This window comes from Leclercia sp. S52, from assembly GCF_039727615.1.
GTDB lineage: Bacteria > Pseudomonadota > Gammaproteobacteria > Enterobacterales > Enterobacteriaceae > Enterobacter > Enterobacter adecarboxylatus_B.
This window is the reverse complement of record NZ_CP152474.1, coordinates 2,947,286-2,964,962: the sequence shown is the minus strand read 5'-3', so window position 1 is coordinate 2,964,962 and position 17,677 is coordinate 2,947,286. Positions and strand designations below refer to the sequence as shown.

At 58.1% G+C, this 17,677-nt stretch carries 17 protein-coding genes and 3 pseudogenes; 9 read left to right on the top strand and 11 right to left on the bottom strand.

Annotated elements, in window-relative coordinates:
• Positions 1-35 precede the first annotated feature (35 nt).
• Positions 36-677: a bifunctional 4-hydroxy-2-oxoglutarate aldolase/2-dehydro-3-deoxy-phosphogluconate aldolase gene (locus AAHB66_RS14310; RefSeq protein ID WP_059307637.1), complete on the top strand. Its 642-nt coding sequence runs from the start codon at positions 36-38 to the stop codon at positions 675-677.
• A gap of 90 nt (positions 678-767) precedes the next feature.
• Here the strand turns inward: AAHB66_RS14310 and purT are convergent, their stop codons facing one another.
• Complete coding sequence (gene purT / locus AAHB66_RS14305; RefSeq protein WP_347113387.1) at positions 768-1,946, bottom strand: formate-dependent phosphoribosylglycinamide formyltransferase; 1,179 nt, start codon at positions 1,944-1,946, stop codon at positions 768-770.
• Between the two features lie 148 nt (positions 1,947-2,094).
• Between purT and yebF the strand changes: the two genes are divergently transcribed.
• The 3 genes and pseudogenes from yebF (at position 2,095) to ptrB (ending at position 5,359) form a co-directional block, all read left to right on the top strand.
• Positions 2,095-2,448, top strand: a complete 354-nt coding sequence (yebF, locus tag AAHB66_RS14300) for a protein YebF (protein WP_347113386.1) — start codon at positions 2,095-2,097, stop codon at positions 2,446-2,448.
• A gap of 87 nt (positions 2,449-2,535) precedes the next feature.
• Complete coding sequence (locus tag AAHB66_RS14295; protein WP_347113385.1) at positions 2,536-3,186, top strand: DUF533 domain-containing protein; 651 nt, start codon at positions 2,536-2,538, stop codon at positions 3,184-3,186.
• A 90-nt stretch (positions 3,187-3,276) separates the two neighbouring features.
• A pseudogene (ptrB, locus tag AAHB66_RS14290) lies at positions 3,277-5,359 on the top strand (oligopeptidase B).
• On the opposite strand, the pseudogene exoX reads toward ptrB, so the two are convergent.
• The 4 genes and pseudogenes from exoX to AAHB66_RS14270 all read right to left on the bottom strand — a co-directional run bounded on the left by exoX (position 5,341) and on the right by AAHB66_RS14270 (position 7,024).
• A pseudogene (gene exoX, locus AAHB66_RS14285) lies at positions 5,341-6,004 on the bottom strand (exodeoxyribonuclease X). The pseudogenes ptrB and exoX sit on opposite strands and share 19 nt — an antisense overlap.
• Positions 6,005-6,028: 24 nt before the next feature.
• A complete protein-coding gene (locus AAHB66_RS14280; RefSeq protein ID WP_347113384.1) occupies positions 6,029-6,430 on the bottom strand; it encodes a hypothetical protein in 402 nt (133 codons plus the stop codon).
• Positions 6,431-6,473: 43 nt separating this feature from the next.
• A complete protein-coding gene (locus AAHB66_RS14275) occupies positions 6,474-6,686 on the bottom strand; it encodes a nitrilase-related carbon-nitrogen hydrolase (protein ID WP_347113383.1) in 213 nt (70 codons plus the stop codon).
• A 107-nt stretch (positions 6,687-6,793) separates the two neighbouring features.
• Positions 6,794-7,024: a DNA polymerase III subunit theta gene (locus AAHB66_RS14270; protein ID WP_337014616.1), complete on the bottom strand. Its 231-nt coding sequence runs from the start codon at positions 7,022-7,024 to the stop codon at positions 6,794-6,796.
• Positions 7,025-7,161: 137 nt separating this feature from the next.
• Between AAHB66_RS14270 and yobA the strand changes: the two genes are divergently transcribed.
• From yobA to AAHB66_RS14255, 3 genes and pseudogenes are all read left to right on the top strand, one after another.
• Positions 7,162-7,536 (top strand): CopC domain-containing protein YobA, encoded by a 375-nt coding sequence (gene yobA, locus AAHB66_RS14265; protein WP_347113382.1) that lies wholly within the window; start codon positions 7,162-7,164, stop codon positions 7,534-7,536.
• Position 7,537: 1 nt separating this feature from the next.
• A pseudogene (copD, locus tag AAHB66_RS14260) lies at positions 7,538-8,411 on the top strand (copper homeostasis membrane protein CopD).
• A gap of 14 nt (positions 8,412-8,425) precedes the next feature.
• Positions 8,426-8,764, top strand: a complete 339-nt coding sequence (locus AAHB66_RS14255) for a YebY family protein (RefSeq protein WP_347113381.1) — start codon at positions 8,426-8,428, stop codon at positions 8,762-8,764.
• A 400-nt stretch (positions 8,765-9,164) separates the two neighbouring features.
• On the opposite strand, the gene AAHB66_RS14250 is transcribed toward AAHB66_RS14255, so the two are convergent.
• A complete protein-coding gene (locus AAHB66_RS14250) occupies positions 9,165-10,112 on the bottom strand; it encodes a VirK/YbjX family protein (protein ID WP_347113380.1) in 948 nt (315 codons plus the stop codon).
• A gap of 177 nt (positions 10,113-10,289) precedes the next feature.
• Here AAHB66_RS14250 and pphA point away from each other — a divergent pair, with 177 nt between their 5' ends.
• Positions 10,290-10,934 carry a protein-serine/threonine phosphatase gene (gene pphA, locus AAHB66_RS14245; RefSeq protein WP_347113379.1) on the top strand — a complete coding sequence of 215 codons (645 nt, stop codon included), beginning with the start codon at positions 10,290-10,292 and terminating at the stop codon, positions 10,932-10,934.
• Here pphA and AAHB66_RS14240 read toward each other — a convergent pair whose 3' ends face one another.
• The 5 genes from AAHB66_RS14240 to yebS form a co-directional block, all read right to left on the bottom strand.
• On the bottom strand, positions 10,935-11,126 hold the full coding sequence (locus tag AAHB66_RS14240) for a YebW family protein (RefSeq protein WP_337016581.1): 192 nt from the start codon (positions 11,124-11,126) through the stop codon (positions 10,935-10,937).
• A 104-nt stretch (positions 11,127-11,230) separates the two neighbouring features.
• On the bottom strand, positions 11,231-11,470 hold the full coding sequence (locus AAHB66_RS14235; RefSeq protein ID WP_337014623.1) for a YebV family protein: 240 nt from the start codon (positions 11,468-11,470) through the stop codon (positions 11,231-11,233).
• Positions 11,471-11,574: 104 nt separating this feature from the next.
• Entirely contained in the window at positions 11,575-13,017 is a 1,443-nt protein-coding gene (rsmF, locus tag AAHB66_RS14230) for a 16S rRNA (cytosine(1407)-C(5))-methyltransferase RsmF (protein ID WP_347113378.1), read from the bottom strand.
• A gap of 77 nt (positions 13,018-13,094) precedes the next feature.
• A complete protein-coding gene (locus tag AAHB66_RS14225; RefSeq protein WP_347113377.1) occupies positions 13,095-15,728 on the bottom strand; it encodes an MlaD family protein in 2,634 nt (877 codons plus the stop codon).
• Positions 15,697-16,980 (bottom strand): membrane integrity lipid transport subunit YebS, encoded by a 1,284-nt coding sequence (gene yebS, locus AAHB66_RS14220; RefSeq protein ID WP_347113376.1) that lies wholly within the window; start codon positions 16,978-16,980, stop codon positions 15,697-15,699. Before yebS ends, AAHB66_RS14225 begins: the two co-directional genes overlap by 32 nt.
• A 131-nt stretch (positions 16,981-17,111) precedes the next feature.
• Here yebS and AAHB66_RS14215 point away from each other — a divergent pair, with 131 nt between their 5' ends.
• Positions 17,112-17,609 carry a GAF domain-containing protein gene (locus AAHB66_RS14215; protein WP_347113375.1) on the top strand — a complete coding sequence of 166 codons (498 nt, stop codon included), beginning with the start codon at positions 17,112-17,114 and terminating at the stop codon, positions 17,607-17,609.
• Positions 17,610-17,677: the final 68 nt, after the last annotated feature.

Below are 17,677 nucleotides of genomic sequence, written 5' to 3'. Positions count from 1 at the left end.
ACAAGAATTATCGATCTGGCGAGAGAAAAACTCTGATGAAAAACTGGAATACAAGTGCAGAAGCAATCCTGAAAACTGGCCCGGTAGTGCCGGTGATCGTGGTTAACAAGCTGGAACACGCTGTGCCGATGGCGAAAGCGCTGGTTGCCGGTGGCGTTCGCGTCCTGGAAGTGACCCTGCGTACCGCCTGTGCAATGGATGCCATTCGCGCCATCGCCAAAGAAGTGCCGGAAGCCATCATCGGCGCGGGCACCGTGCTGAACCCACAGCAGCTGGCTGAAGTTACCGAAGCCGGTGCGCAGTTCGCTATCAGCCCGGGTCTGACCGAGCCTCTGCTGAAAGCGGCAACCGAAGGCTCCATTCCTCTGATCCCGGGTATCAGCACCGTGTCTGAACTGATGCTGGGTCTGGACTACGGCCTGAAAGAGTTCAAATTCTTCCCGGCGGAAGCCAACGGCGGCACCAAAGCGCTGCAGGCTATCGCAGGTCCGTTCGCCAACGTGCGTTTCTGCCCGACCGGCGGCATCTCCCCGGCGAACTACCGTGACTACCTGGCGCTGAAAAGCGTGCTGTGCATCGGTGGCTCCTGGCTGGTTCCGGCGGATGCGCTGGAAGCGGGCGACTGGGATCGCATCACTAAGCTGGCGCGCGAAGCGGTAGAAGGCGCGCAGCAGTAAGATTGTGTTTTGCCGGGTGGCGGCTTCGCCTTACCCGGCCTACGAAATACAACAAATGTCATAAAAAACGGGCCCTCAGGCCCGTTTTTTTTATCCTGCTACCTGCACGCTGGCGGCGGCCTGTTTCGCCCGCTCTATTGCGGTTTCCACATCTTCGCCCGTTGCCAGCGCTACGCCCAGGCGACGCGAACCTTCGATTTCCGGCTTACCGAACAGACGCAGCTGCAGGCCCGCGCCCACTGCGCCATCAACGTTATCAAAGGTGACGTTCTGGCTGGTCAGCTGCGGCAGGATCACCGCCGACGCCGCCGGGCCATACTGACGCACGCCGCCGACCGGCAGGCCGAGGAAGGCGCGAACGTGCAGGGCGAACTCGGAGAGATCCTGAGAAATCAGGGTCACCATGCCGGTATCGTGCGGACGTGGGGAGACTTCGCTGAAGATCACCTCGTCGCCGCAGACAAACAGCTCGACGCCAAACAGACCGTGGCCGCCCAGGGCCAGCACCACTTTGCGGGAGATCTCCTCGGCGCGTGCGCGGGCCAGGGGACTCATCTGCTGCGGCTGCCAGGACTCGCGGTAGTCGCCATCTTCCTGACGATGGCCAATCGGATCGCAGAAGTGCACGCCATCCACGGCGCTGACGGTCAGGAGGGTGATCTCGAAATCAAACTGCACCACGCCCTCAACGATTACCCGCCCGGCGCCGGCGCGGCCACCCTGCTGGGCGTAATCCCAGGCCTGATCCAGCTGGTCGGCGCTGCGCACAAAGCTCTGCCCTTTACCGGAAGAACTCATTACCGGCTTAATAATGCACGGGTAGCCAATGTCGTTCACCGCCTGCAGGAAATCGCTCTTGCTGTCGGCAAAACGGTAGCGGGAAGTCGGCAGGGCCAGCTCTTCCGCCGCCAGACGGCGAATGCCTTCCCGATTCATGGTCAGCTTCGCGGCGCGGGCGCAGGGCACCACACGCTGGCCTTCGGCTTCCAGCGCCAGCAGGGTGTCGGTGGCGATGGCTTCGATCTCCGGCACCACGAAGTGCGGTTTTTCTGCGGCAATCACCGCACGCAGGGCATCGCCATCAAGCATATTGATCACGTGCGAGCGATGGGCAACGTGCATGGCCGGGGCGTCGGCATAGCGATCGACGGCGATCACTTCAATGCCTAAGCGCTGGCACTCAATGGCCACCTCTTTGCCCAGTTCACCGGAGCCGAGCAACATTACGCGCGTCGCTGCCGGTCGCAGCGCAGTTCCTAAACGAGTCATAATCATCCCCCTGAAAAAGTTGCGCGCAGTATAAACGAAAACGTTTGCGTCTGTCTTGCTTCGCGGAAATCCGCCGTCCCGACAGGCGGTTATTTGCATCGCCACATTTTTCGACCATGCTTTTGGGGAGCCAATACCGGAGATCGTGATGAACAAAACAGGGGTAGTAATGACGCTGGCGCTGCTGGGCACCAGCCTGACGGCGCAGGCCGCCGATGAGAAAACCGTGAAGTTTCCAGCTTGTGAAGGTCAGGATGCCCAGGGGATTGCCGCCAGCGTGAAGCGGGACTATCTGCAAAATCGCATCGTGCGCTGGGCCGACGATCAAAAGACCCTCGGCCAGGCCGATCCGGTGGCGTGGATTAACCCTAAAGAAGTGAAGGGTGAAAAAGATCGCTGGACCGTTCCGCTGACGGTACGTGGCAAAAACACCGATATTCACTATCAGGTGAAGGTGGACTGTAAAGCGGGCAGCGCGCAGTACCTGTCGCCGAAAAAGTGAATTTTCGCTTCTTTTGTCGCCGCAGACATTTCCTGACATCCCCTCGCTTAGGCTGTGAGATTCATGCACCGTTAAGTGAGGGAAATCATGTCAAACTGGTTGAATCAATTACAGTCGCTGCTGGGGCAGAAAACGGGGTCATCCTCGGGAGAAGGGCTGAGCAAAATGCTGGCACCAGGGGCACTTGGCGGCCTTGCCGGACTGCTGGTGGCGAATAAATCTTCGCGTAAGCTGCTGGCGAAATACGGCACCGGTGCCCTGCTGGCGGGCGGCGGGGCCATTGCCGGCACCGTGCTATGGAATAAGTACAAGGACAAGGTGCGTGCTGCCCATCAGGGTGAACCGCAGTTTGGTCAGCAGGCCTCGGCGCTGGATGTACGCAGCGAAAGGCTGATTCTGGCGCTGGTCTTTGCGGCGAAGAGCGACGGTCACATTGACGACCAGGAGCGCGCCGCTATTGAACAGCAGCTGCGGGAAGCGGGCGTGGAGGAACAGGGCAGGGCGCTGGTGGCTCAGGCCATTGAGCAGCCGCTCGATCCGCAGCGTCTGGCACAGGGGATCAAAAATGAAGAGGAAGCGCTGGAGCTCTATTTCCTGAGCTGTGCGGCGATCGATATCGATCACTTTATGGAGCGCAGCTATCTCAATGCGCTGGGCGATGCGCTGAAAATCCCGGCCGAGGTCCGCGAGGGGATTGAGCAGGATATTCGCCAGCAAAAACAGGCGCTCCCCGGCTAACTTTTTGCCCCAGGGTATCCCGTTTCGCTTGCATCGTGCGCATGTTTTGCCAACCTTATAGGGTGTTAAACGTAAAAGAATCATACTGACATGCCACCTAAAGCCCAACGCATTCCGCACGCTCTCACCGCGCACGGTGACACGCGTATCGACAACTATTACTGGTTGCGCGACGATACCCGCTCACAGCCGGAGGTACTGGACTACCTCCATGATGAAAATGACTATGGCCGCCGGGTCATGTCGACGCAGCAGGCGCTGCAGGACCGTCTGCTCAACGAAATGGTGGAGCGCATCCCGCAGCGTGACGTCTCGGCGCCCTGGAGCCGCAACGGCTACCGATACCGGCACGTCTATGAGCCCGGTAACGAATACGCTATCTATCAGCGCCAGTCGGTGCTCTGCGCCGAGTGGGAGGAGTGGGAAACGCTGCTGGATGCCAACCAGCGGGCGTCGCACAGCGAGTTCTATACTCTGGGCGGTATGGCGGTGTCCCCGGATAACGCCATTATGGCGCTGGCCGAAGACTACCTCTCACGACGGCAGTATGGCTTACGCTTCCGCAACCTGGAGTCCGGGAACTGGTATCCCGAGATGCTCGATAACGTCTCTCCCGATTTCATCTGGGCCAATGACTCGGAGACGGTCTACTACATCAAAAAGCACGCCACCACGCTGCACCCCTTTCAGGTCTGGCGGCATACGGTAGGCACCGCGTCCACCAGCGACGAACTGGTCTATGAGGAGAAAGACGAAACCTTTTACGTCAGCCTGCATAAGACCACGTCGAAACACTACGTCATTATCTTCCTCGCCAGCGCCACCACCACCGAGGTGCTGCTGCTGGATGCTGAACTGCCGGACGCTCAGCCGCTGTGCTTTATGCCGCGCCGCAAGGATCATGAGTACAGTCTCGACCACTTCCAGCACACCTTCTATTTGCGCTCCAACCGGGAGGGCAAAAACTTTGGCCTCTACAAAACCAAAGTGCGTGACGAGCGCAGATGGGAAGTGCTGATCCCGCCGCGCGATCAGGTGATGCTCGAAGGCTTTACCCTGTTTACCGACTGGCTGGTGGTGGAAGAGCGCCAGCGCGGGCTGACCAGCCTGCGGCAGATCAATCGCAAAACCCGGGAGGTAATCGGTATTGCCTTCGACGATCCCGCTTACGTGACCTGGATTGGCTATAACCCGGAGCCGGAAACCTCGCGCCTGCGCTACGGCTACTCCTCCATGACGACCCCGGATACCCTGTTCGAACTGGATATGGACACCGGGCAGCGCAAGGTGTTGAAGCAGGCTGAAGTTAAAGGCTTTGACGCTGAACTCTATCGCAGCGAGCACGTCTGGATTGTGGCCCGCGACGGCGTCGAAGTGCCGGTCTCGCTGGTCTACCACAAGCACCATTTCCGCAAGGGCAAAAATCCGATCCTCATCTACGGCTACGGCTCCTATGGTTCCAGCATTGACGCCGATTTCAGCAGCAGCCGCTTAAGCCTGCTCGACCGGGGGTTTGTCTTTGCCATCGCCCATATTCGCGGCGGCGGCGAGCTGGGGCAGAAGTGGTATGAAGACGGCAAGTTCCTGAAAAAGAAAAATACCTTCAACGACTATCTTGATGTCTGCGAGGGGTTGCTTGAGCTGGGCTATGGCGATCGAAAACAGTGCTTCGCCATGGGAGGCAGCGCGGGCGGAATGCTGATGGGCACCGTGATTAACGAACGCCCGGGGCTGTTTAAAGGCGTGGTGGCGCAGGTGCCCTTTGTCGATGTGCTGACTACCATGCTGGATGAAACCATCCCATTGACCATCGGGGAGTATGAGGAGTGGGGCAACCCGCAGGATGCAACCTACTACCGCTACATGAAGGCCTACAGCCCTTACGACAACGTGGAGGCGAAGGCCTATCCGCATATGCTGGTCACCACCGGCTTGCATGACTCCCAGGTGCAGTACTGGGAGCCCGCCAAGTGGGTGGCGAAACTGCGTGAAATGAAGACCGACGATAATTTACTGCTGCTCTGCACCGATATGGATGCCGGACACGGCGGGAAGTCGGGGCGCTTTAAATCCTATGAGGGGGGTAGCGCTGGAGTATGCGTTTATCGTCGGCCTGGCGCAGGAGACCCTGACCGCCCGGTCCGGCGAGGCGGATCAGGATCCCCCCAGATAGTGCTTCAGCGTAAGGCGCAGTTCGGGGCTCATTCTGTCGAGGTTGTTATACAGCCAGCGCAGATAGCCCGGATCTTTGTCTGCTACTTCCGCCACCGCTTTCCCGCGGTATTTACCGAAGGTAAAGGTGGTCAGCAGCGCCGGGCGTCCGGTGATATCGGCCATCTCATCCGGGGTCCAGCCGGTGGTGTTCATGATATCAATCAGCAGCGCGGCGGTAATATAGCAGTCGTACAGGGCGCGGTGATGATGCAGCCCTTCCGGCGTTCTGACGCTGAGTTTGCGCGACTTGTAGAGCGCCATGTTGCTGTATTTGATCCCCGGCCATAAGCGCCGGGCCAGCTTCATGGTGCAGATCCATTCCCCCCGGCAGCTCGGGCAGCACGCGGCGATCGAAGCTGGCGTTATGCGCCACATACCACGGGCTGCCGTGGTAGTGCGGGATCACCTCTTCAATCCAGGGTTTGTCGGCCACCATCGCCTCGGTGATGCGGTGAATCGCCATCGCCTGCGGGCTGATGGGGCGATCCGGACGCACCAGATGGCTGCGTGGATTGACGATCTGCCCGTTCACAACATCGACAGACGCCACTTCCACAATCCCTCCCTGCAGATCGCAGGTTTCGGTGTCGATGACACGTAGCATGGCTCTCTCCTGGCCGTAAAAGGTTTAGCGTAATGGAATGATCTCACCTTGCCAACTCTGTCCCACATAGCGCCCCGTTAATAATACCTCTCCGGAATCGGCGCGGAGGATTAACTGCCCGCGGGCATCCCACAGGGCGCTGCCGCCCTCGTGATTCGCCACCAGGACCGAAATCCCATAGCGATGAGCAAAACGCTGCCACTGCGCAAATGAGGCGGGCCGCTCGGCTTCACTCACCGCCATGCCGCGGGTAAACAGCGTGGCGTTGGGGGTGATATTGGGCGGCTCGGCGTGGGCATCGACAAGGGACAGGCCGCTGTGCCGGCTCTCCAGACAGGCGCCTGCTCCATGCGGGTAGAAAATAGCCTGAGGCCGATCCGGGCTAAACCACGCCAGCCCACGCTGACGCTGGCCGTTGTCGTCCACCGTGATCCCGGCAATAACCGAAACGTTACAGGCCTGCGCAGCATCATGCAGGGGGGGCGAGCTGCTGGCGAGCGGGTGGGGCAGGGAGTTGGCTGTCTGGTAAGACCGGCCCGGTTAACGAGAGTTCCGGAAAGAGCAGTAAATTACACTGTTGGCGCGCGGCGGCGGTGATAAAACGCAGATGGTGCGCGACATGTTCGTCCACGCAGTGATGGGTCGGCTGATACTGAGCAGCCGCAATAGTCCAGTGAGACATCGTGATTTCCTTATGCACGGAGTCGCAGAGATTCATAAAGCCCCTGAATGATTCAGGGCTTTTTATCCTGGCATAATCTGTGTAAGGAACTGTAACAGCGGGTAAGGTTACTTAACTTTCGGCTCCCACGGCAGGCGCGAGAGGTTAACAGAGGTCAATCGATGCGCAATCAGACGTTCGCGAAACCAGTCGCGCAGGTGCGCCGGTTGTTCCCGCTCCACCACTTCAGCGATGACCGGCATATTGTAGCGCTCTTTGAATGCCACGCCGGCAGCGGCTAAATCCACATTCACTTTGTCCATCTCCTCCTGGGGGAGGGTGGCGAGATTAATCTTCATAACCGTCTCCTTCATTTGCGGGCCAACGTTACCCAAACGGGGGGCGCATTGACAAGCCCGCGCAGGATGATCCTCGACTGGAACATTATACAGAGTTATCCTCTGACAATCAGGCATAACAAAAAGGAATGTATGTGATGGCGACGCGCCTTTCCCGTGCTGTCTGCACGCTGACTCTGTTACTGACTACGCTGACAACGCCGGTTGTCTTTGCTCATGCCCATTTGAAGCATCAATACCCCGCGGCCGATGCCGCCGTTGACGCGGCACCTCAGGCATTAACGCTCAACTTCTCCGAGGGGATCGAACCGCGCTTTAGCGGCGTGTCCATTACGGATGATAAACAGCAGCCTGTCGAAACCGGGGCGGTAAAACGCAACGAGAAGGACCCGACCCAGCTGATCGTGCCTATGGCGTCATCCCTGACGGCAGGTACTTACCAGGTGGACTGGCACGTGGTCTCAGTGGATGGCCACAAAACCCAGGGTAGCTACCGTTTTAGCGTGAAGTAACATGCTGGCGTTCTGCTACGTTGCGCTGCGCTTTGTCCATTTTTCCGCCCTGATGGTGCTGTTCGGTAACGCCCTCTACGGCGCCTGGTTGGCGCCCGTCTCCCTGCGGCGTTTACTGACGCGCCGTTTTCGCCGTCGGCAAAAAAATCGTCGCGCTTTTCGGCCTGCTTTCGGCGCTGATAATGCTGGCGTTGCAGGGCGGGATGATGGGCAATGGCTGGCAGGATGTTTTCAGTGCGCCAACCTGGCTTGCGGTACTTACCACCCAGTTTGGCCGGATCTGGTTGTGGCAGATGATCCTGGCCCTGATGACCCTCTGGATTGCCTGGCTGGAGCCGCGAAAAGCCGTTCCGCTGATCCTGCTGTTTACCGCCGCGCAGTTTATCCTGCTGGCGGGAACCGGGCATGCGGCGATGCATGAAGGCATGTTGGGCAGGGTGCAGCGCAGCAATCATGCCCTGCACCTGCTGTGTGCCGCCGTCTGGCTGGGTGGCTTGTGGCCGCTGCTTTTTTGCCTGCGCCTGTCGCGCGGACGCTGGCGGGAGGCCGCCATTTACACCATGATGCGCTTCTCGCGCTACGGTCATCTGGCGGTGGCGGGCGTGATACTCACCGGGGCAATCAATACCCTGCTGATTCAGGGCTGGGGTGTACCGTGGCACTCGGCCTGGGGACGCCTGCTGTTGTTGAAATGTGCGCTGGTGGCAATGATGGTGGTAATTGCCCTGGTGAATCGGTATGTTCTGGTGCCGCGATTTCGTTCCGGCGACGGACGTGAGCAACGTTATTTTATCAGGATGACGCAGACTGAGGTTGTGCTGGGGGCGCTGGTTCTGGCGGCAGTCAGCCTGTTCGCGACCTGGGAACCCTTCTGACGAGGTGGAACACAATGAAAAAAACCGTACTTTCTCTTTTATTGCTGGCCTGTTCCGGCACGGCGCTGGCGGCACCGCAGGTGATTACCATTAGCCGCTTTGAAGTAGGTAAAGACAAATGGGCGTTTAACCGGGAAGAGGTGATGCTGACCTGCCGTCCGGGTCATGCGCTCTATGCCATCAACCCGAGTACGCTGGTGCAGTATCCCCTGAACGACGTGGCGCAGCAGCAGGTCGACAGCGGTAAGAGCAACGGCCAGCCGATTTCGATTATTCAGGTCGATGATCCGAAAAATCCGGGGCAGAAGATGAGCCTGGCACCGTTTATTGAGCGCGCGAATACGCTCTGCTAGTTTCCCGCTTCCAATAAAAAAACCGCAGGCTTCTCTTCGGAAGCATTGCGGTTTTTGTGTTTAAGGACAGGCTAACGCTTTTTTTCAGGCCACTTTTGCTGCGGACTGGAAAACCTGGCGTCGTCATCTATTCTTAAAGTGCAAGGCGACTTAGCCTGCATTAATGCCAACTTTTAGCGCACGGCTCTCTCCCAAGAGCCATTTCCCTGGACCGAATACAGGAATCGTATTCGGTCTCTTTTTTATCTGTTGAAAGTAAACGCATTTTCCCGTTGCGGACTTTAACAGATGGGCAACATCCTCTGTTCTTCGTTAAACCATACCACACTACGCCCGGCGGAAGTCCAGCGCTTTTTAGCGCTTGTGTTAAATTTTTGCCTGTTACCGATGAAAGCAAGTATTAGCGGCAAAACCGGGCGCGGATGGCCTGCTCGATCTCATCCAGCAGCTGAAAACGACGGCGGTATTCGGCGCGTTTTTTACTGGCAATGCTCTCCAGCGATTTGCGCTCCATGCCGGATGGCAGTGCCCAGCGGAAGGCATTTTCCTGCTGACCGCCCAGTGAGGCCCAGAATTCATCATAGCTGGCATGCAGATGACGACCTTTGCTCAAACGGTAACGGAGGGCGCGTAAGACATGGCCCTCATCGCTGACGCCGTAAAGAGTGCTGATACCAGATTGCTTCGCCAGATTGAAGACGGCTTCCAGCAAAATACGTTTTGGAAAGAGGCCATAACAGGCGCGTGTGGCGTTTTTGATCGTCTCCCGGCCGACATCCCGGCGCGGCCCCTGTAACCCGCCAATCATCAGCGCGCCGCGTCCATTTTTTTCCAGGACGCAGAAGGTCAGACTCGCCAGCAGGGTATTATCCCCGGCGCGTAACCTGAGCGTGGTTTCGCCCTCGCGTTCGGCCTTGACCGCGGAGGTAGCGTAGATCGTATAGCTGGTATCCTCTTTGGTGGCGAACTGCAGCAGCGGAAGCGGCGTCGGGCTGGTAAAGAGGTGAGCCAGGCCGCTATCCGGCAGGGCATCAATCCAGGCGTAGTGGTGCAGGATCGCCTCTGCGCGCTCACCGGCCGTCAGCCCGCGGGAAAGGTACTGGCGCTGGGTTTTCACCGGCAACGTTGGCTGTGCCTTCAGCAAAGTTGAAAAATCATCGCGACGGGAGATAGCCTCCAGCATGCGGGTGGTCGAGGACCAGAACAGCAGGGTGCGCAGGAAGAATTTCAGCCGGTAATCGCGTTTCTGCCACAGCGGGCCGGGCGTAAGATCGCCTTTCGCCAGAGCGAGAATAACGGAAGAACGGTGCGCGTATGGCACCTCAGCAGGCAGGATAGTATTTGACACGATGATGACCTCTTTATAATTCTGCAATTATCTTAAAGGTCATCGGATAATCATTTAACCGTTGCTAAGCCTTTATTTCCGCTTCGTTTAATAACGATTGAGGTTATTAAACCAGGCGCCATTCACTCCTCATCAGTAGTGCATCCGCAGGGGCTATACTGATCCTGAGGAGGCGCTATGTATCTAAAACTTGATGGTCACAACTGGCGACACGTCTGGGTGGTAAGCGATCTTCACGGGTGTTATCAACTGCTTATGGAGGAAATAAAGCAGCGACATATTAATCCGTATGAGGATTTACTTATTTGCGTCGGCGACCTGATCGATCGCGGACCGGATAGCGTGAAATGCCTGCAGTTATTAAACGAAAACTGGTTTTATACGGTGCGCGGCAATCATGAACAGATGGCGCTGGATGCCCTGCATAATAACAGCTTCGGGCTGTGGTTGATGAATGGCGGGGTCTGGTTTGCCGAATTACAGGGTGAACAGCGAGAGCTGGCACTCGCGCTGCTCGGGCGTTGTGAAACGCTGCCGTGGATTATCGAAATCACCTGCACCAACGGCGTGAACGTGATTGCCCATGCCGATTACCCGTCATCGCACTATGAATGGGATAAACCGGTGGTGAAGCAGAGCATTCTGTGGGACAGGGAGCGCCTGCGGGACTTGATGAACGGCCATGAGGAGGGGATCGCCGGGGCAGATCACTTCTGGTTTGGCCATACGCCGCTAAATAAGCGGTTTGATTGCCAGAACCTGCACTATATCGACACCGGGGCGGTGTTTGGCGGATCGTTGACCCTGGCGCAGCTGCAATAATCAGAGGTCGGCATACTCCTGGGCAGGGCGCCAGAAGCCGTCGACGAAATCTTCTACCGGGTAGCAGCCGCCGTGGCGGATCCGCTGATCGTCCATCGAAGCCTCGCACTGAATTTCGGTGCGATAAACATCCACGACCAGGTCTTCGCAACCCGCGTCCAGATAACAAATAAACAGCACCAGTGCGTACATCATGCCCCTCAGCATTCACTATCGTATTAATATTGTAGGGGATGATTCAGGGAAGGGGGGTAATACGTGACAAATAACCCGCCTGCGGGCGGGTTCTCTCCGGATCAGGCAAGGCGCATGATCCAGGCATCGGAATTGTGATCGTAATGCTCACGGTAGAGTACGGAGTGTTCGCCATCGAGAAGGGCCGGAACGCTGGTGTCTGCATCCCAGGCGTCGAGCTGCATGCACAGATCGGGGTCAGACTTACAGGGGATAGTTAACGTTCGTTCGCCCTGCGTATCGCCGTTTAACTCGGCATCATCGATTTCGAATGCGCCAATGCGCACATTGGTTTTCGTCATAATGCTCTCCAGAATCATGCTGTGGTCTGGTACGACCAGTATGGTCGCCCATCTTTCAGCCTGGTCAAAGGAGAGCAAATGTGCCAGTAAAAAAGTGCCTTTTTTTAGCTGGCGTCGCCGTTACCGGTAAACAGACGACCATCGCGAACCAGTTCGCGCGGGTAGCTGTTCTTAAGACGTGAGCCCACTTTTTTCGCCAGCCCGATGGGAAAACCCTGATACGTCACCACCGCATCATCGCCGGCAGGGCTCTCCTGCGGCCAGACATCGCGGCCGCGATACCACTCTTCCGCTTCCTGCTGGGTTAAGGCAAAGGTATTGTCCTGGCCGGCCAGCGCGATCACCGCTTCATGCTGCCAGCGATAACCTTTGTTGTGCGTTTCGGCCAGCCGGATGCCGAGGCGGGAGAAGCGCACTTTACCGATCAGCGGCTCAATCTCCGTCGGGAATAACCACACCTCTTTGTCGCGCTGCCACAGGCGCAGATTCTCTCCCCAGTGCAAACCGGCCAGATTTGCCGCAGCGGTGAGCTGCGCGGCTTCGCGGGTTTTCAGCGACGTAAACGGGAAGTTGCCCACCTTAAATTTCGGTACCGGCAGCGGGGCGATAGCGGAGGTTTTGCGCAGCCGCGCCACGAAGAAGCCTTCGCAGTCGTAGATGTGCGGGAAGACGTGCAGGAAGCCTTCCTGGGTGACGCATTCACTGGCGCTGGCGAACAGACCGTTCAGCGGCAGAAATTCCACCGCGTCAGGATACTGCTCTTTTAACCACAGGCAGACCGCTTCGTTCTCGTCGCGATTGAGGGTGCAGGTGGAGTAGACCAGGGTGCCGCCAGGGCGCAGGGCATGGAAGGCGCTGTCGATCAGCTCGCGCTGGGTGGCGGCGATCTCCAGATTGCTGGCCACGGACCAGTTCTTCAACGCGTCGGGATCTTTGCGCACTACGCCTTCGCCGGAGCAGGGGGCGTCCAGCAGGATCGCATCAAAGGCTTCCGGCAGGGCGGCACCAAACACGCGGCCATCAAAATGAGTTAGCGCCACGTTGCTGATCCCGCAGCGGCTGATGTTGGCATGCAGCACTTTAACGCGGCTGGCAGAGAACTCATTGGCGAGGATTGCGCCCTGATTTTTCATCCGCGCGGCGATTTGAGTGGTTTTGGAACCCGGGGCTGCCGCCACGTCCATCACGCGGGCGGGCATGTCGTCGTCGGCAAAGAGCGCGGCAACCGGCAGCATGGAGCTGGCTTCCTGAATGTAAAACAGCCCGCTCAGGTGCTCGGCGGTGCTGCCCAGCGGCAGGGCTTCTTCATCGTCACGTTCGATCCAGAATCCCTCTTCGCACCACGGCACTGGCGTAAGCTGCCAGCCGTACGGGGCGACCAGCGTGAGGAAATCCGCCACGCTGATTTTCAGGGTATTGACGCGCAGGCTGCGGCGCAGCGGGCGCTGGCAGGCGGCGATAAACGCATCGAGAGCGAGAGGGTCAGGCAGAGCCTGGCGCATTTGCGCCAGAAATTCATCTGGCAGATAGACGGGACGTTGAGACACGAGCGCACCACAGGGAGTAAAAAGAGGCGCGCAGTGTACCACAAAGGCTCCGGTGCGTTGACACCGGAGCGCAGGCATTAACGTGGCAGGGCGGTTCCCCAGGTGCGCCACTCTTTCGGCTCGCTCTCCTGCAGCAGGAAGTGCTTGCCGGGCTGAGATTTCGGCGCCAGCGGCGTACCCGGCGGCGTCGCGAAGGCGATACCCCCACGGATAAACTGATTGAAGGTCCCGGTTTTCACTACTCCGCCGGTCAGGCCGAAATCGAGCGAATAGCCGGAGGCCAGCCAGAAGACGGAGTTGTTACGCACCAGATGCTGATAGCGATCGCTGATGCGCAGGGCCACCATCACCCGGTCAGAGAGCGTTCCCAGCGTCAGGCCGGTGACTGTACCCACTTCCATTCCGCGGAACAGTACCGGCGTACCGATATCGAGCGATGCCGCATCCGGCACCTCCACCACGATGCTCAGGCCATCAAGATAGCGTGAGTCGGTGATGGTCGCTTCCTGCAGCTCAAAGTCGCGGCGCGGTTTGCCCTGTCCGGGCTCGACGTTGATATAGGGCTGGAGAATGGTATCCAGATGCTCCACCCCCGCGGCGGAAATCTGCGGGGTGATCACCGAGAAACGGGTTCCGGCGCGGGCAAAGTTATCGACATATTCCGGATAAAGCACCGCCGTGGCCTGCACTTCATTGCGGGCGGTAATCAGCTTCAGGCTCTGGACCTGACCAATATCAATCCCCAGATAGCGCACCGGCATCCCTTCGGCGAGCTTGCCCGCATCAAAAGCGTGCAGGGTGATCTGGCCGCCTACCGCGCGGGCTGCGGTTTCAGACGGATAGAGGATCCGCTTGTCACCCTTACGCTGGCTGGCGCTGGCGCCGCTCAGGTTGTCAAAGCTGATGGCGCCGCGCAGGGCACGGGAGAGCGGGGAGGCTTGCACCGTCAGCCCGCTGCCGTTCAGCTGCACTTTGGCCCCGCCTTCGGCCCAGAACACGCTGTTACTGGTCAGCAGCTTGCGGTATTCAGGTTTGATATGCAGTTCGATATCAAAGGCGTTCGCGCGCGGGCGCACGAGGATCACTTCACCCACTTCGAATTTGCGATACAGCACCACCGAGCCCGCCTGCACGTCCGGCAGGGTGTCGGCTACCAGGGTGAGGGTGGTGGTCGGCAGATCGCTCAGGCTGTTTTCGAGCGCTTTGTCCAGGTTGGCATACAGCGGGTAGCTGTCGCGCATGGCACCTTTCTCACCCGGCAGGATACGGATCCCGCCGCTGATCCATTCGCTGGCGCTGGCCGCCAGGAACTCGACGCCGTCGAGCCCGACTTTGACATCTACCCGGCTGTTGACCACGAATTTACTGTCGCCATGCACCAGTTCGCGGTACTGCGGATCGATCGCCACCTCAAAGGTGACCCCTTTGCTGGACAGTGACCGCTCAAGCACCTGGCCAATCTGCACGCCGTGCAGGATCAGCGGCTGACCCGCGTCGATACCATAGCTTTCCGGGGCGCTAAGGTTCACGGTCAGGACGCCGGGTTTTTGTAACAGCGCCTTATCGGCTGGGGCGATAGTGAACTGGTTCACCGGTTCGCCGCCGCCGGGGATCAGCTCAAAGGTACTGCCCGTGAGCAGGCTGCTGACGCTGGGGTTGCTGAGCGACAGTTTAGGACTGCGCATCTCGATGCGCGTTTTTTCCCGCAGCAGATCGACCACACTCGGGTCAACGGTCATTTCACCGGTGACCAGACCGCCAGGATTGAGCGTCATTTTGGTGAGCTGCCCCACCTGTAGTCCCTGGTACATCAGCGGCGTGGAGTCGGCCTTCAGACCATCCGCAGAGGGGAGGGTCAGCTTGACGATCACGCCGCGCTGGCTGTGGGCCAGATCTTTATACAGGCCGAAATCATCTTCCTGGGTGGCGGGCTCAGAGCCTTCCGGCGAGTCGAAGGCGATAGCGCCATTCACCAGCGCCGCCAGGCTTTCCAGCTTCACTTTAGCCCCGCTCAGGCTCAGATCGGCATCGACGCCGGAGACGTTCCAGAAGCGGCTGCCTTTTTTCACCAGCGAGGTAAAGCGTCGTTCAATCAGCACGTCGATGGTCACCCCCTGCTTGTTGGGGGTGATGGCGTAGTCATAGACGCGACCGACGGGGATCTTGCGGAAATAGACCAGCGACCCGCTGTTCAGTGAGCCCAGATCCGGCGCGTGCAGATGGATCATCAGATCGCCGTTGTTGAGCCGGTATTTCGGCTGCGTATCCAGGGCGGTAAAGTGATCCTGTGGCTCACCTTTGCCCGGCATCATGCCGATGTAGTTACCGCCGACCAGCGCATCCAGCCCGGAGACCCCCGCCAGCGAGGCTTTCGGCGTCACCAGCCAGAACTGCGTCTCTTCCCGCAGGGCATCCTTCATGTCGGACTTGATGCTGGCGCGAACCTCAATTTTATTCAGGTTCTTGTCCAGGGAGATATCCTGGACGGTGCCCACCTCAACCCCCTGGAAGCGTACGGGCGTACGGCCCGCAACGATGCCGTCGGCGCTCTGGAAATCAATGGTAATGGTATTGCCGCGATCCTCGTAACTGGTCCAGATTAACCAGCCGGCGATCATCAGAGCGATAACCGGCAGTAACCAGAAAGGCGAAATACGACGTTTTGTTTTAACTCGCGCTTCAGTCGGCGAAGCTGGCGTTTCCTGACTCATGTGCATCCCAAAGTAAGCGGCTATCCAGCCATTCCACTGCAAGAATAGTCAATATCACCGCAGTGCCGAAATAGAGCGCCGCGGGTCCCATAGTAAAAGCAAGGAGCTGATCGCGATTGATCAGCGACATCATCAACGAAATAACAAACAGATCCAGCATTGACCAGCGGCCAATCCAGGTAACGAAACGCAACAGCAGTATGCGGGTTCTCAGCCCCTGTTCACATTTGAAATGAATACTGACGAGCAGAGTAAACATCACGACAACTTTGGTAAAGGGCACCAGAATACTGGCGATAAACACCACGGCCGCGACGGCGATGTTGCTCTGCGCCAGCGAGATAATGCCCGACATAATGGTATCTTCCTGGCGCGCGCCGTTGACGTAAATCACCGAGATGGGCAACAGGTTGGCCGGTAACAGCAATATCAGCGAGGCGATCAGCGCCGCCCAGCATTTTTGCAGGCTGTTGTGGCGGCGCAGGCGCAGCGGAATATGGCATCGTGGACAGCGGCCGCGCGCGTCGGGCAGCCCAGTATAGTGACAGCCCAGACAGACCCGCAGATCGGTATTGTAGCGGGTGGCAGGGCGCTGGGGATAAAACCGCTCCCAGAGCTGCTCTACGTTCAGGTGGATTAGAGTGAGAATGCTCAGGATCACCAGCGCGATAAAGGCGAACAGGCCACTGCCGGGCTGCAGCCAGGCGTAATCCTGCACCTTGATCGAGGCCACAACGATCCCCACCAGGTAGATATCCAGCATCACCCACTCCTTGAGCCTCTCCAGCATCAGCAGCACCGGGCGCAGGTTCATTCCCAGAATATTGCCAAACCACAGATAGGCGATGGCGGCCACCAGCACCACCGGGGCACCAACGGTACAGAACAACACCATCGAGGCGGTGAGGGGATCGCCCTGGCGGGTCATCTGCCAGATCCCCTGCAGCAGGTTGGCGTCGATGCGTACGCCTAACAGGTGCAAACTGAGCAGCGGTTCGCTCCAGGCAAAGGGCATCAGCAGCATCATGGTGACGGCCATCGCGGCCAGTCGCGTCAGGGACCAGTCGCGTCCATCGCGGATTTTTGCGTTGCAGCGCGGGCAGAAAGCACTTTGGTATGATTTCATCTTTGGCAACGTAAAAAGCGTATCGCATTGTGGGCAACGCTGATAATGTGCACGGGGCAGCGCATCGCCGACCGCATGCACAGTAATCTTTTTCGCCGGTGTTATTTTCGGTGTTTTAAGGGCCATCGGTCGCGCTAGAAAAGGATAGTTATTAGTTATCTTAACTCATGAATGGATTCATCTTGAGCATGAACGTAAATAATGCTTATTTTAATAGGCTATGCTGTAATTTTGTAAGACAACCAAGTGATTGAATAATGAACAAAACAGAATTCTACGCGGATTTGAACCGTGACTTTCAGGCATTGATGGCAGGTGAAACCAGTTTTTTAGCCACGCTGGCCAATACCAGCGCGTTACTTTTCGAACGTCTGTCTGATGTGAACTGGGCCGGTTTCTATCTGCTGGAAGGCGAGACGCTGGTGCTGGGGCCCTTCCAGGGCAAACTGGCCTGCGTACGTATTCCGGTCGGGCGCGGCGTGTGTGGTACCGCGGTAGCGCAAGACCAGGTGCAGCGTGTTGACGACGTCCACGCGTTCGACGGGCATATCGCCTGCGACAGCGCCAGCAATGCTGAAATCGTACTTCCTCTGAAAGTGAATAATCAGATTATTGGTGTACTGGATATCGATAGCACGGTCTTTAATCGCTTTACCCACGAGGATGAGCAGGGGCTGCGCGAGCTGGCGGCGAACCTTGAAAACGTCCTCGCCGCGACCGATTATCATAAATTCTTTGCGAGCGTCGCAGGATAATCAACGGATAACGTAGCATTTACCGATGGCGTCATTATAATGACGCCTGTTCATGCCTGCGGCTTGTC